This is a genomic window from Streptomyces aureus (assembly GCF_001418135.1).
Classification (GTDB): Bacteria; Actinomycetota; Actinomycetes; order Streptomycetales; family Streptomycetaceae; genus Streptomyces; species Streptomyces aureus_A.
The window spans coordinates 1-13,953 of sequence record NZ_LIPQ01000268.1 but is presented as its reverse complement, the minus strand read 5'-3'; the positions used below and the strand labels follow the sequence as shown (position 1 = coordinate 13,953).

The 13,953-nt window shown below is 71.7% G+C and carries 11 protein-coding genes; 7 read left to right on the top strand and 4 right to left on the bottom strand.

Features of this window, described 5'->3' with window-relative positions:
• The 3 genes from AOK00_RS40525 to AOK00_RS22330 form a co-directional block, all read right to left on the bottom strand.
• Positions 1-173 (bottom strand): DUF6191 domain-containing protein (locus tag AOK00_RS40525; RefSeq protein WP_254047457.1); only part of this gene is annotated, 173 nt, incomplete at its 3' end.
• 14 nt (positions 174-187) lie between these two features.
• Positions 188-1,324, bottom strand: coding sequence for a PQQ-dependent sugar dehydrogenase (locus tag AOK00_RS22335; protein WP_055602077.1), 1,137 nt, complete (start codon positions 1,322-1,324; stop codon positions 188-190).
• 135 nt (positions 1,325-1,459) lie between these two features.
• Positions 1,460-2,482, bottom strand: a complete 1,023-nt coding sequence (locus AOK00_RS22330) for an aldo/keto reductase (protein WP_055602076.1) — start codon at positions 2,480-2,482, stop codon at positions 1,460-1,462.
• Positions 2,483-2,557: 75 nt separating this feature from the next.
• Between AOK00_RS22330 and AOK00_RS22325 the strand changes: the two genes are divergently transcribed.
• The 7 genes from AOK00_RS22325 to AOK00_RS22295 all read left to right on the top strand — a co-directional run bounded on the left by AOK00_RS22325 (position 2,558) and on the right by AOK00_RS22295 (position 13,399).
• On the top strand, positions 2,558-3,523 hold the full coding sequence (locus AOK00_RS22325) for a 2-hydroxyacid dehydrogenase (protein WP_055602075.1): 966 nt from the start codon (positions 2,558-2,560) through the stop codon (positions 3,521-3,523).
• A 781-nt stretch (positions 3,524-4,304) separates the two neighbouring features.
• On the top strand, positions 4,305-7,142 hold the full coding sequence (locus tag AOK00_RS22320) for an EAL domain-containing protein (protein ID WP_055602078.1): 2,838 nt from the start codon (positions 4,305-4,307) through the stop codon (positions 7,140-7,142).
• Positions 7,143-7,356: 214 nt separating this feature from the next.
• Entirely contained in the window at positions 7,357-9,207 is a 1,851-nt protein-coding gene (locus AOK00_RS22315) for an acetolactate synthase large subunit (protein WP_055602074.1), read from the top strand.
• 41 nt (positions 9,208-9,248) lie between these two features.
• Positions 9,249-9,776: an acetolactate synthase small subunit gene (ilvN, locus tag AOK00_RS22310; RefSeq protein WP_055602073.1), complete on the top strand. Its 528-nt coding sequence runs from the start codon at positions 9,249-9,251 to the stop codon at positions 9,774-9,776.
• A gap of 133 nt (positions 9,777-9,909) precedes the next feature.
• Positions 9,910-10,911: a ketol-acid reductoisomerase gene (gene ilvC / locus AOK00_RS22305; protein WP_055602072.1), complete on the top strand. Its 1,002-nt coding sequence runs from the start codon at positions 9,910-9,912 to the stop codon at positions 10,909-10,911.
• A 238-nt stretch (positions 10,912-11,149) separates the two neighbouring features.
• A complete protein-coding gene (gene serA / locus AOK00_RS22300; RefSeq protein WP_055602071.1) occupies positions 11,150-12,739 on the top strand; it encodes a phosphoglycerate dehydrogenase in 1,590 nt (529 codons plus the stop codon).
• A gap of 81 nt (positions 12,740-12,820) precedes the next feature.
• Positions 12,821-13,399: a TetR/AcrR family transcriptional regulator gene (locus tag AOK00_RS22295; protein ID WP_055602070.1), complete on the top strand. Its 579-nt coding sequence runs from the start codon at positions 12,821-12,823 to the stop codon at positions 13,397-13,399.
• A gap of 67 nt (positions 13,400-13,466) precedes the next feature.
• On the opposite strand, the gene AOK00_RS22290 is transcribed toward AOK00_RS22295, so the two are convergent.
• Positions 13,467-13,953, bottom strand: a 487-nt coding sequence (locus tag AOK00_RS22290; RefSeq protein ID WP_159041824.1) for a DUF1266 domain-containing protein, incomplete at its 5' end; no start/stop codon positions are given.

Sequence of the window (13,953 nt, the reverse complement as noted above, 5' to 3'; positions counted from 1 at the left end):
CCCGCCGCCGGGCGGCGGGAGGCCCGTATCGTCACACGGCCCGAGGTGAGGTCTATCGGCCCCCGCGACGGGTCGGCGTCACCCGGGTCCTCCCTGGTCAACGCCTGCCTGCGGAGCTCCTCCTCGGTGTGCCTGCGGCCGGGCGCGAACAGCTCCGCCAACGGGTCGAACACGGTCACCAGCTCCTTCAGCTCACCTCCAGCCGGAGAATCCTGTCGTCCCCGGGCCCGGGCGTACCCCGGCCGTCGGTTTCGCTGGTCACCAGCCAGAGCCGCCCGCCGCCCCCCGCGAGGACCGTGCGCAGGCGTCCGTACTCCTCCGGGAGGAACGCCTCGGGGTCCCCGGAGCGTTCCGCCCCGGAGAGCGGGATCCGCCACAGCCGCTCGCCTCTGAGCCCGGCCATCCAGATCGCGCCCCGTGCGTAGGCGATCCCACTGGGGGAGGCCTCCGAGGTCGGCCACTGGGCCACCGGGTCCACGAACCCGGCCTTACCGGCCTGCCCCTCGGCCTCCGGCCAGCCGTAGTTCTTCCCGGGCTCCACCAGATTCAGCTCGTCCCAGGTGTTCTGCCCGAACTCGGCCGCCCACAGGCGATCCTCGTCGTCCCAGGCGATGCCCTGCACATTGCGGTGCCCGTACGAATAGACCACCGAGCCGGGGAAGGGGTTGCCGGGCGCGGGCCTGCCCTCCGGTGTCATCCGGAGGATCTTCCCGCCGAGCGACTCCCGGTCCTGGGCCAGACCGGTCCGGCCCGTCTCGCCCGTCCCCGCGTACAGCATCCGGTCCGGGCCGAACGCGATCCGTCCGCCGTTGTGCACGATCCCCTTCGGGATGCCGGTCAGCACCGGCTGCGGCGCGCCGAGCCGGTCGCCCTCCGCGCCGCCGTACCGCATGCGCACGATGCGGTTGTCCGACTCCGCGGTCAGATACGCGTACACCCAGCCGTCCCGCACGGCGAGGCCCATCAGCCCGCCCTCACCGCCCGGCACCACCCCCGGCACCTCGCCGAGCGAGGTCTTCGCCCCGGTCCGTCCGTCGACCCTGGTGATCGTCCGCTCGTCCCGCGAGGAGACCAGCAGATCGCCGCCGGGCAGCTCGGCGAGCCCCCAGGGCGACTTCAGCCCCTCGGTGAGCGTGCCCGTCACCGTCACCCGCCCGCCGGCGGGAGCGGTGGCGGACCCGGACGGCCCCGCCGACGCCGACGCCGACGCCGACGTCGGCGGAGCCGTACCGGGCCGATCCTCCGTACCTCCCGAGGAGCAGCCCGTCACCAGGACCAGCACGGCGGCGCCCCACAGGGCCTTCACAACTGCAGGACGGCTCATGGCACGGTCCCCTTCGACGAGTCGAGCGGCATCCCTTCACCCTTGATACACCGCCCGGCGCGATCAGGTTCCCGACCGCCGCGACGACCGTGTCCCGCGATCCCGTCATCCCGTGGTCCCGCGACCCGGGAGACCTCAGTCCCAGGACCCCCGGGCCGCCGGAAGGGCTTCGATCTCCGCCAGGTCCGCCGCCGTCAGCCGCAGCCCGGCCGCCCGGGCGTTCTCCACGGCCCAGCACTCCCGCTTCGCCCCCGGCACGGGCACGACGTGCCGCCCCCGGCCGAGCACCCAGGCGAGCGCCACCTGCGCCGGGGTGACCTCCGCCCCGTGCCGCGCGGCCACCCGCCGCAGACCCGCCACCAGCGGCTGGTTCGCCGCCATCATCTCCGCCGTGAACCGGGGGTGCCGGGCCCGCGGATCGTCCGGCTCGAAGCCGCCGCCCGGGGTCAGCGTCCCGGTCAGGAAGCCGTTCCCCAGCGGCATCGCCGCCAGGAATCCGACCCCGCGCGCCGCGCACCACGGCAGCAGCCGCACCAGCGCCTCCTGGGACCACACCGACAGCTCGGCCTCCACCGCCGCCACCGGGAACACCTGCTGGATCCGCTCCAGTTGGCGGATCGTTCCCTCGTAGCCGTCACGGCCGGCACCGGTCGCGCCCCGGCGGGCCGAGCGGCTGCCGACGGCGCACAGCCCGAGGGCCCGCACCTTGCCGGCCGAGACCAGCTCGGCCATCGCCCCCCAGGTCTCCTCGACCGGCACCTCGGGGTCCGCCCGGTGCAGCTGGTACAGGTCGATGACATCGGTCTGGAGCCGTCGCAAGGAGGCGTCGCAGGCCCGACGGACGTACCCCGGCCTGCCGTTGGCGACCACGTGCCGGCGCTCGCCGCCGTCGCCGACGAGCAGTCCGCACTTCGTCGAGACGAAGGCGTCCGCCCGTCGCTCCTTCAACACCCGTCCCACCAAGAGCTCGTTGGTGAACGGGCCGTACATGTCGGCGGTGTCGAGCAGGCTCACCCCGGCGTCCAGCGCCGCGTGCACGGTCCGCAGCGAGCGGTCCCCGCGCTGTTCCGAACGGCTGTACGCCCAGCTCATCGGCATGCACCCCAGGCCGATCGCACCCACGTCGAGCGCCGTCGCCCCGATAGTCCTGCGCTCCACCTGCCGGTACCCCTCCCTGTGCCGTCCCCCAAAGTAACCAATGGCGCACGGGATTCTTCGCATAGCCTCCCGCTCATGAGATTCGAGGACACGACCGCTGACGTGTGGCTTCCGATTCCCGCGGACGAGATCGAAGATCTCCCCGAACCGGGCGCGTCGGGCCTGAACTACCGCTTCTGGGACGGCGGACCGGAGTTCCCGGCCGACCCGGCGCACTGCGCCTTCTACGTCGTCCCGTACATGAAGGGCTCCGAGATCGCCGTACGGCCGCTGGCCGCCATGACCTCGCTGCGGGTCGTGCAGACCCTGTCCGCGGGCATCGACCACGTCACCCCCGGCATCGACTCGCTGCCCCCGGGCGTCGCCGTCTGCAACGCGAAGGGCGTCCACGAGGCCAGCACCGCCGAGCTCACGCTCGCCCTGATCCTGGCCTCGCTGCGTGGCATCCCCGGCTTCGTGCGCGGCCAGGACGCCGAGGAGTGGCGGGCCGGCTTCTACCCGGCCCTCGCCGACAAGTCCGTCCTGATCGTCGGGTACGGCTCGATCGGCGCCGCCATCGAGGACCGGCTCGCGCCCTTCGAGTGCGCGCGGGTGTCGCGCGTCGCACGCTCCGCGCGCACCACAGCGCGCGGCGAGGTCCATCCCCTGACCGAGCTGCCCGCGCTGCTTCCGGATGCCGATGTCGTCGTGCTCTCCACTCCGCTCACTCCCGCGACCAGGCATCTCGCGGACGCCGGGTTCCTCGGCCGGATGAAGGACGGGGCGCTCCTCGTGAACGTCGCCCGCGGGCCGGTCGTCGACACCGCGGCCCTGCTCAAGGAGGTCGAGAGCGGCCGGATCACGGCGGCACTCGATGTCACCGACCCGGAACCGCTGCCGGCCGGGCATCCGTTGTGGCACGCTCCCGGTGTCCTGATCAGCCCCCACGTCGGAGGTTCCACTTCGGCCTTCATGCCCCGGGCGAAGCGGCTGATCGCGGGGCAGCTGCGGCGGTTCACGGCGGGGGAGGAGCCGGTCAACGTCCTGCTCACCACCGGCTGAGCGGCCGTGCTGGGCCGGTCGGGTGGCGCGCGCCCCCGACACGCGCTGCCTGCAAGCCCACGGCCGTCACGGAGAGTACTGCGACCCTGTCCCTGAGTGACCGTCCTGGTGTATCGTCCCGGAGCGGGGGAACTGCGTCGAGTACGGGCTGACGCTGGGGAGCGAAGTGACGGGTCATCAGATTCCGAGGGGGGCGACGGGTGAAGCACGGCCGAAGGACCGACGATCCGACGCGGCGACGCCGCCGCCGGCGAGCCTTCCGCACCTCGCCACCGGCCTCGCACGTTCCGTGCCGGACCAGGCCGCGTCGCACCGCGCGCCCCGGGCCGACGAGCCACCGGGCGGACCGGAGGCCGGGTCGGACACCGACCCGGCTCCCGGTCCGGTCGCCGGACCGGACCGCCGACCCGAGGGCCACGGTGCCGAGCCACCGGGCAGGGCCGTTCGCCCCGGCGACACCACGGTCCCGGCCACCCGCGCCGCCGCGGCGCACGGCGACCGTGCGCCTCATGGCGACTTCACGCCACACAGCGCCTGTGAGGACCGCGGCGCCGCCGCGCCGGAGCAGGCCGCCCCGGCCGGACGGAAGCCGGGTCCCCTGCCGGAGCCGGCCGCCCCTGTCGTGCGGCGGCGGGGCGCCGTACCGGAGCGGGCCGCCCCTGCCGTACGGGACCACGCCGGCCCCCACGACTGCGACGGGCACGCCCCCGGCGGTGCCGACGAGCCGCCGGCGCGCCCGCACGACGCGGCCGGGTGCGGTGGCGCGGCGCCGGAGGGACCGGTGAGCGCGCCCGGGGCGGTCCTCGCACGGCGCCCCGTCGGCGGAGGAGGCGACCCCGGACACCCGGACCCCGGGCGGCCCGGCGCCGGCTCGCTCCTCGCCCAGATCGCCCTGGTGGTGATCTGCGCGGGCTACACGACAGGCGCCTCACTCGGCTGGGGATCACCGGAAATCGCGCTCTTCATGGGTGACTTCGGACTCAGCGCCGCCGCTCTCGCCGCCGCGGTCTCGTGCTTCCTCTACGGGCGCGCCCACCGCGGCAGCGCCCGCCCCGCCTGGCTGCTCTTCGCGTTCTCCTCGTTCATGGCCTCCGCGGGCAACGCCGTCTGGGGGTGGTACGAGGTCGTGCTCCGCACGGAGGTGCCCGACTCCTCCATCGCCGACCTCTTCTTCCTGCTCTTCGCTCCGCCGGCCATCGTCGGCCTGCTCGTCCTGGCCAAGAAGCCCGTCACCCGCGCCGGCTGGGTCTGCCTCGCGCTCGACGCCTGGCTCATCGGGGGCTCGCTGCTCACGCTCTCGTGGAGCCTCGCCCTCGCCCGTACCGCTCACTTCCAGAACGAGCCGGTCGCCCAGGCGGCACTGTCACTCGCGTATCCGCTGCTGGACATCGTCCTGGTGAGCATGGTCCTGGTGCTGCACTTCCGGCGCTCGCAGGCGAACCGCTCGGCGACCAACACCGCGATCGCCGCCCTCGCCCTGACCGTGCTGTGCGACGCCCTGTTCACCTCGCCGCTGCTGCGCGAGAACTACGCCTCGGGCCAGCTGCTCGACGCCGGCTGGTTCGCCGGCTCCCTGCTGCTCGCCTACGCGCCCTGGGGCGTGCGCCGCGTCCCGGACAGTGCCGCCACCGTGCGCGGGCAGCGGCCGCACAGCCGCCCGGTCGCCGGCTCGCTCGCCGCCCTCACGCCCTACCTCGCCGCCGCGGTCTGCACCCTCGGCATCCTGTACAACGTCGTGGAGGGGCGCAGGGTCGACCGCGTCGTCGTCCTCACCGGCTGCACGGTGGTCCTCGCCCTCGTCGTACGGCAGGGCATCATGCTCCTCGACAACATCGCCCTGACCCATGAACTGGCCCAGAAGGAGAACCACTTCAGGTCCCTCGTGCAGGGCTCCAGTGACGTCATCATGATCGCCGCGCCGACCGGGATCCTCCGCTACGTCAGCCCGGCCGCCTCCGGGGTGTACGGACGGGACGCCGAGGAGCTGATCGGCTCCGAGCTGGCCTCGCTCATCCATCCCGAGGACCTCGGCGCCGTCGTCCACGAGGTACGGCGCTTCCTGGCCGTCTCGCCCGCCGAGGAGCCCACCACCCGGATCGAGTGCCGCTTCCGCTCGGGCCGCGGCGACTGGCTGAACGTCGAGTCCACGGTCAACCGGCACCAGGGCGGACTGATCTTCAACAGCCGGGACGTCACCGAACGCGTCCGGCTCCAGGCCCAGCTGCAGCACAACGCCGAGCACGACCCGCTCACCGACCTGCCCAACCGGGCGCTCTTCACCCGGCGGGTCCGGCAGGCCCTCAGCGGCCGCCGGGCCTCCGACCCCGGCACCGCCGTGCTCTTCATCGACCTCGACGGCTTCAAGGCCGTCAACGACCGCCTCGGCCACCAGGCGGGCGACGACCTCCTCGTCCAGGCCGCCCGCCGCCTCCACGACTCCGTACGCGCCGGGGACACCGCCGCCAGGCTCGGCGGCGACGAGTTCGCCGCCCTCATCCTCGGCGACGGCGGCCGCGACCAGGCGGCCCGCCAGAAGCAGGTCCAGGAGATCGCCGACCGGCTCCGTCTCACCCTCTCCCGGCCCTACCGCGTCGACGGGGGCAACGAGGTGCGGGTCGCCGCCTCCATCGGCGTCGCCTTCGCCGAGCCCGGCATCGAGGCCGGAGACCTCCTGCGCAACGCCGACCTCGCCATGTACCGCGCCAAGGCGGCAGGCAAGAACCGCGTCGAGCTCTACGCGCCCCAGATGCAGGCCGAGGTCGTCCGCCGGACGGAACTGGCCGCCCGGCTGCGCACCGCCCTCCACGACGGCGAGTTCGCCCTGCTCCACCAGCCGGTCGTCGACCTCGCCACCGGCCGGATCTCCGCCGTCAGCGCCCAGGCGCGCTGGCGGTCGGCCCAGGGCATCCTCTTCACCCCCGCGGAGTACCTCCGGGTCACCGACGACAGCGAGCGCACCGCCGAGCTCGGCCGCTGGCTGCTCGAAGAGGCCGTCGAGCAGGCCGCCGAGCGTGCGGGAATCGGCCATCGTGCCCCCGTGTCCATCCGGCTCTCCGCCCGCCGCCTCCTGGACCGCTCGCTGCCGCTCGGCTCGATCGAGTCCCTGCTCACCCGGCACGGGCTGCCGTCCGGTTCGCTGATCGTCGAACTCGCCGACAGCGACCCCCGTATCCCGCTCGACGAGCTGGAGCAGCGCCTGGTCACCCTGCGCCGCCTCGGGGTGCGGATCGCGCTCGACGGATTCGGCAGCGGACACGTGGCGATCAACGCCCTCCGCAGGCTTCCCGTCGACATACTGAAGCTGGACCGGGGGCTCGTCGAGGGCGTCGTCGAGTCGGCCAGGCTCCGCAAGATCACCCGCGGGGTGCTCCGTATCGCCGACGAGCTCGGGATGCAGACCGTCGCCGAGGGCGTCGACGTACCGGAGCAGGTCATCGCCCTGCGGGCGATGGGCTGCAGCCACGCCCAGGGCATGGCCTTCTCGGGCCCGCTCGACGAGTACCGGCTGCGCAGGGCGCTCGTACGGGACGAGTACCCGATGCCCGGAGTGGTGTCCGTCCGTGTCGGAAACCCTCCCCCGTTCCGCTCAAATAATGAGACGCCCGTCCCACCCACTTGACAGTGGCGAGGGCTGAGAGGGAGGGTCATTGCCATGCGCACCCGAATTCTCGTACTTGGAAAGCGCGTCGGCTGAGCAGGGCCACGGCAGGCCCCGCTTGAAACGCACCCGACGCGCTCCCCTCGCTTGCCTCACGGCACGAGGGGTTTTTTGTTGCACTGGCTCACCCCAGAGTCATCCCAAACCCTCGTAAAACCCTCTGCTTCGAGAAGAGATGCTGATGACCGACCAGGCCACCGGGCACCATCCGCAGCCGCGGCCCCGTAGCGGCGCTCAGGCCGCCACCGCCGTCGAGCACGTCACGGGCGCGCAGTCCCTCATCCGCTCTCTCGAAGAGGTGGGCGCGGACACCATCTTCGGTCTCCCCGGTGGCTGCATCCTCCCGGCCTACGACCCGCTGATGGACTCGAAGAAGGTGCGCCACATCCTGGTCCGCCACGAGCAGGGCGCGGGCCACGCGGCCACCGGCTACGCCCAGGCGACCGGCAAGGTCGGCGTCTGCATGGCGACCTCGGGACCCGGTGCGACCAACCTCGTCACCCCGATCGCCGACGCGCACATGGACTCGGTGCCGCTCGTCGCGATCACCGGCCAGGTCGCCTCGAAGGCGATCGGCACGGACGCCTTCCAGGAGGCGGACATCTGCGGCATCACGATGCCGATCACCAAGCACAACTTCCTGGTCACCAAGGCCGACGACATCCCGCGGACGATCGCCGAGGCCTTCCACATCGCCTCCACCGGCCGCCCCGGCCCGGTCCTGGTCGACATCTCCAAGGACGCCCTGCAGGCGAAGACCACCTTCAGCTGGCCGCCGCAGACCGACCTGCCCGGCTACCGCCCGGTGACCAAGCCGCACGCCAAGCAGATCCGCGAGGCCGCCAAGCTGATCAGCGCGGCCAAGCGCCCCGTCCTGTACGTCGGCGGCGGCGTCATCAAGGCCGGCGCCACCGCCGAGCTGAAGATCCTCGCCGAGCTCACCGGCGCCCCGGTCACCACCACCCTGATGGCGCTCGGCGCCTTCCCCGACAGCCACCCGCTGCACGTGGGCATGCCGGGCATGCACGGCGCGGTCACGGCCGTCACCGCGCTGCAGAAGTCGGACCTGATCGTCGCCCTCGGCGCCCGCTTCGACGACCGCGTCACCGGCAAGCTCGACAGCTTCGCCCCGTACGCCAAGATCGTCCACGCGGACATCGACCCGGCCGAGATCGGCAAGAACCGCACCGCCGACGTCCCGATCGTGGGTGACGCCCGCGAGGTCATCGCCGACCTGGTCCAGGCCGTCCAGGCCGAGCACAGCGAGGGCAACAAGGGCGACTACACCGCCTGGTGGAGCGACCTGAACCGCTGGCGCGAGACCTACCCGCTCGGCTACGACATGCCGGAGGACGGCAGTCTCTCGCCGCAGCAGGTCATCCAGCGCATCGGCGAGCTCACCCCCGACGACACGATCTTCGCCGCGGGCGTCGGCCAGCACCAGATGTGGGCCGCCCACTTCATCGAGTACGAGCGTCCGGCCACCTGGCTGAACTCCGGCGGCCTCGGGACGATGGGGTACGCGGTCCCCGCCGCGATGGGCGCCAAGGCCGGCCTCCCCGACCGCCCGGTCTGGGCGATCGACGGCGACGGCTGCTTCCAGATGACCAACCAGGAGCTCACCACCTGCGCCCTGAACAACATCCCGATCAAGGTCGCCATCATCAACAACGGCGCTCTCGGGATGGTCCGCCAGTGGCAGACCCTCTTCTACAACCAGCGCTACTCGAACACCGTCCTGCACTCCGGCCCGGACGACGTCCAGGCGAACAAGGGCACCCGCGTCCCCGACTTCGTCAAGCTGTCCGAGGCCATGGGCTGTGTCGCCCTGCGCTGTGAGGACCCGGCCGACCTGGACAAGGTCATCGCCGAGGCCAACGCCATCAACGACCGTCCCGTCGTCATCGACTTCATCGTCCACGAGGACGCCCAGGTCTGGCCGATGGTCGCCGCCGGCACCTCGAACGACGAGGTCATGGCCGCCCGGGGCGTCCGCCCCGACTTCGGCGACGGCGAAGACGACTGAAGCGCGGAACGAAGCAGAGCGAAAAGGAAGAGACCCAGACCATGTCCACCAAGCACACGCTCTCCGTTCTCGTCGAGAACACGCCCGGCATCCTCGCCCGGATCGCCGCCCTGTTCTCGCGCCGCGGCTTCAACATCGACTCCCTCGCCGTGGGCGTCACCGAGCACCCCGACATCTCCCGCATCACCATCGTGGTCAGTGTCGAGGACCTGCCCCTGGAGCAGGTGACCAAGCAGCTCAACAAGCTGGTCAACGTCCTGAAGATCGTCGAACTCGAGCCCAGCGCTGCGATCCAGCGCGAGCTCGTCCTGGTGAAGGTCCGCGCCGACAACGAGACCCGCTCCCAGATCGTCGAGATCGTCCAGCTGTTCCGCGCCAAGACCGTGGACGTCTCGCCCGAGGCGGTCACCATCGAGGCCACCGGTTCGAGTGACAAGCTGGACGCGATGCTCAAGATGCTGGAGCAGTTCGGCGTCAAGGAGCTCGTGCAGTCCGGCACGATCGCCATAGGGCGTGGTTCCCGGTCCATCACGGACCGGTCCCTCCGGGCCCTCGACCGCAGCGCCTGAGAATCATCGCCTCAGAGTCATCGACGGTCGACCGGCGGTCCATCCGCCGGTCCGACTGACGAGACCCGAAATCTTTCCTCCCGCTCCCCGCCGTACGGTGGGACGCAACACCAGCACCTCAAGGAGATACCCAGTGGCCGAGCTGTTCTACGACGACGACGCCGACCTGTCCATCATCCAGGGCCGCAAGGTCGCGGTGATCGGATACGGCAGCCAGGGCCACGCCCACGCGCTGTCGCTCCGTGACTCCGGTGTCGACGTCCGCGTCGGTCTGCAGGAGGGCTCGAAGTCCAAGGCCAAGGCCGAGGAGCAGGGCCTGCGCGTGGTCTCCGTCGCCGAGGCCGCCGCCGAGGCCGACCTCATCATGATCCTGACGCCCGACCCGATCCAGGCCCAGGTCTACGAGGAGTCCATCAAGGACAACCTGAAGGAGGGCGACGCGCTCTTCTTCGGCCACGGTCTGAACGTCCGTTACGGCTTCATCAAGGTGCCCGAAGGCGTCGACGTCGCCCTGGTCGCCCCGAAGGGCCCGGGCCACCTGGTCCGTCGTCAGTACGAGGAGGGCCGCGGCGTTCCGTGCATCGCGGCCGTCGAGCAGGACGCGACCGGCAGTGCCTTCGCGCTGGCGCTCTCGTACGCCAAGGGCATCGGCGGCACCCGCGCCGGCGTCATCAAGACGACCTTCACCGAGGAGACCGAGACCGACCTCTTCGGCGAGCAGGCCGTCCTCTGCGGTGGCACTGCGGCGCTGGTCAAGGCGGGCTTCGAGACCCTGACCGAGGCCGGCTACCAGCCGGAGATCGCGTACTTCGAGTGCCTCCACGAGCTGAAGCTCATCGTCGACCTCATGTACGAGGGCGGCCTGGAGAAGATGCGCTGGTCGGTCTCCGAGACCGCCGAGTGGGGCGACTACGTCACCGGCCCGCGGATCATCACGGACGCCACCAAGGCCGAGATGAAGAAGGTCCTCGCGGAGATCCAGGACGGCACCTTCGCCAAGGAGTGGATGGCCGAGTACCACGGCGGTCTGAAGAAGTACAACGAGTACAAGACCCAGGACGAGAACCACCTCCTGGAGACCACCGGCAAGGAGCTGCGCAAGCTCATGAGCTGGGTGAACGACGAGGAGGCGTAAGCCTTCGGGGCAGGGGCCGGACGGTGTGTCCGGCCCCTGCCCACATCGTTGGACACCCCGTCCAACCACGGACGGGTGATCCTTCCAACGAGGCGCATGATCGGCGCCGACGCACCACTACACTGCTCAACAACACTCGCGTTCAGGCCCACAGCGTCGTGCGCTTTCACGCGGCAAGCCCCCTCCACCGCCTGCGGCCGTCGGGACGGCCGTCCGCACTGGATCTGTGAGGACTCACGTGAGCTCGAAACCCGTCGTACTCATCGCTGAAGAGCTGTCGCCCGCCACTGTCGACGCCCTGGGCCCGGACTTCGAGATCCGGCACTGCAACGGCGCGGACCGCGCCGAACTGCTGCCCGCCATCGCCGACGTGGACGCGATCCTGGTCCGTTCCGCGACCAAGGTCGACGCCGAGGCCATCGCCGCCGCCACCAAGCTGCGGGTCGTCGCCCGCGCCGGTGTCGGTCTGGACAACGTGGACGTCTCCGCCGCCACCAAGGCCGGCGTCATGGTCGTCAACGCCCCGACGTCGAACATCGTCACCGCCGCCGAGCTCGCGTGCGGTCTGCTGGTCGCCACCGCGCGCAACATCCCGCAGGCCAACACCGCGCTGAAGAACGGCGAGTGGAAGCGTTCCAAGTACACGGGCGTCGAGCTGAGCGAGAAGACCCTCGGCGTCGTCGGCCTCGGCCGCATCGGCGTGCTGGTCGCCCAGCGCATGTCGGCGTTCGGCATGAAGATCGTCGCGTACGACCCCTACGTGCAGCCCGCCCGCGCCGCCCAGATGGGGGTGAAGCTGCTGGCCCTGGACGAGCTCCTGGAGGTCGCCGACTTCATCACCGTCCACCTGCCGAAGACCCCCGAGACCCTCGGTCTCATCGGCGACGAGGCGCTGCACAAGGTCAAGCCCTCCGTCCGGATCGTCAACGCCGCGCGCGGCGGGATCGTCGACGAGGCGGCGCTGTACTCGGCGCTCAAGGAGGGCCGGGTCGCCGGTGCCGGCCTCGACGTGTACGCGAAGGAGCCCTGCACGGACTCCCCGCTCTTCGAGCTCGACCAGGTCGTCTGCACCCCGCACCTCGGCGCGTCCACGGACGAGGCGCAGGAGAAGGCCGGTATCGCCGTCGCCCGGTCGGTGCGCCTGGCGCTCGCCGGTGAGCTCGTGCCGGACGCGGTCAACGTCCAGGGCGGCGTCATCGCCGAGGACGTCAAGCCGGGTCTGCCGCTCGCCGAGAAGCTCGGCCGGATCTTCACCGCCCTCGCGGGCGAGGTCGCGGCCCGTCTCGACGTCGAGGTGTACGGCGAGATCACCCAGCACGATGTGAAGGTGCTCGAACTCTCCGCGCTCAAGGGCGTGTTCGAGGACGTGGTCGACGAGACCGTGTCGTACGTCAACGCCCCGCTGTTCGCGCAGGAGCGCGGTGTCGAGGTGCGCCTGACGACGAGCTCCGAGTCGCCCGACCACCGCAACGTGGTCACCGTGCGCGGCACGCTCGCGAACGGCGAGGAGGTCGCGGTCTCCGGCACGCTCGCCGGTCCCAAGCACCTCCAGAAGATCGTCGCCGTCGGCGACTACGACGTGGACGTGGCGCTCGCCGACCACATGGTCGTGCTGCGCTACGAGGACCGTCCGGGTGTCGTCGGCACCGTCGGCCGGATCCTCGGCGCGGCCGGTCTGAACATCGCGGGCATGCAGGTGGCGCGCGCGGAGGAGGGTGGCGAGGCCCTCGTCGTCCTCACCGTGGACGACACGGTCCCGGCTTCGGTGCTCGCGGAGATCGCGGAGGAGATCGGCGCCGCCTCGGCCCGCTCCGTCAACCTGATCTGACGCCTCACCCCGTACGCCCTCGTACCCGGTCGATAGACGCTCGTCTTACACGCGCGTCTATCGGCCGGGTACAGTGCTGTCATGGGACACAAGGAAGACCTGCTCGAAGGCGCCAAGCGCTGTCTCCTGGAGAAGGGGTACGGGCGGACCACGGCCCGCGACATCGTCGCCGCCTCCGGCACCAACCTCGCCTCCATCGGCTACCACTACGGCTCCAAGGACGCCCTGCTCCAGCAGGCCTTCCTCGCCGTCACGGAGGAGTGGGGCGAGGCGGTCGGCCCCGCGGGCGGCGGCGAGGAGAAGCCGGAGCTGCCGGCCGACCCGTACCAGCGCTTCCATGCCGTGTGGGAGCAGGTCATCGCGGCGGCCGGGGCCAGCAGGCCCGTCTGGAAGCTGCAGACCGAGATCGTCACCCGGCTCGACGACGACGAGAAGCTGCGCGAGGCGATCAAGGAGCCGCAGCGCGAGGGACGGCTCGGCATGGCCGAGGGCTTCCTCGGCATCGACCCGGAGGCGGACCCGGAGAGGGCCCGGGTGGCCGGACTGCTCTGCCAGGCCCTCGTGGCCGGCGTGATGATCCAGTGGATGGTCGACCCGGACACGGCACCGACGGCGGACGACCTCACGGAGGGGCTCAAGGTCCTGATGGGGGAGCGGTAGCGCCGGACCCGGCCGGAGTCGCCGCGCCCGGTGCGCCCGGCCGCCGGGCTGACGGCGGCCGGGGTCCTCAGCGCCAGGGGAGGTTCCGCCAGGGGCTTCCCTCGTGCTCCGTGAGGACACGGTGGGCGGCGACGTTCTGCTCGTGGAACGGGCCGTACTCCTCCCCGTCGAACCGCAGCACCCGCCCCAGCGCGTACCCCGCCGAGTAGTCCTGCCACGAGCCGTAGGCCGAGCGGGCCAGCGCCCCCGCGTGGACGATCGCCTGCTCGGCCTCCGGGGGCGCGCAGAACCGGGCCGTCAGACCCCAGCGGGCCACGTTCACCGCCCGGCCGTAGTCGTACGCGACCGTCTTCCGTACCCGCCCGTCCGGCGGCAGCAGCCCGTCGGCCCGGAACCGGGCCTCGTAGCGCAGGATGCGGCGCACCAGCGACTCGACGTGCCGCACCGCCGCCGGGCTCGCACCCAGGTCCTGGGCGTGCCCGGCTGCCGTCTCGCGCCACTCGTCGGGCGAAGGAACCGTGCCGCGGGCGATCCGCAGCTCCTCGCGGACCCGG

What these genes read in the sequence shown, in the direction of transcription:
- AOK00_RS22335 (WP_055602077.1), bottom strand. Translation starts at nt 1,324, where the DNA reads ATGAGCCGTCCTGCAGTTGTGAAGGCCCTGTGGGGCGCCGCCGTGCTG.
- AOK00_RS22325 (WP_055602075.1), top strand. Translation starts at nt 2,558, where the DNA reads ATGAGATTCGAGGACACGACCGCTGACGTGTGGCTTCCGATTCCCGCG.
- AOK00_RS22315 (WP_055602074.1), top strand. Translation starts at nt 7,357, where the DNA reads ATGCTGATGACCGACCAGGCCACCGGGCACCATCCGCAGCCGCGGCCC.
- ilvN (WP_055602073.1), top strand. Translation starts at nt 9,249, where the DNA reads ATGTCCACCAAGCACACGCTCTCCGTTCTCGTCGAGAACACGCCCGGC.
- AOK00_RS22295 (WP_055602070.1), top strand. Translation starts at nt 12,821, where the DNA reads ATGGGACACAAGGAAGACCTGCTCGAAGGCGCCAAGCGCTGTCTCCTG.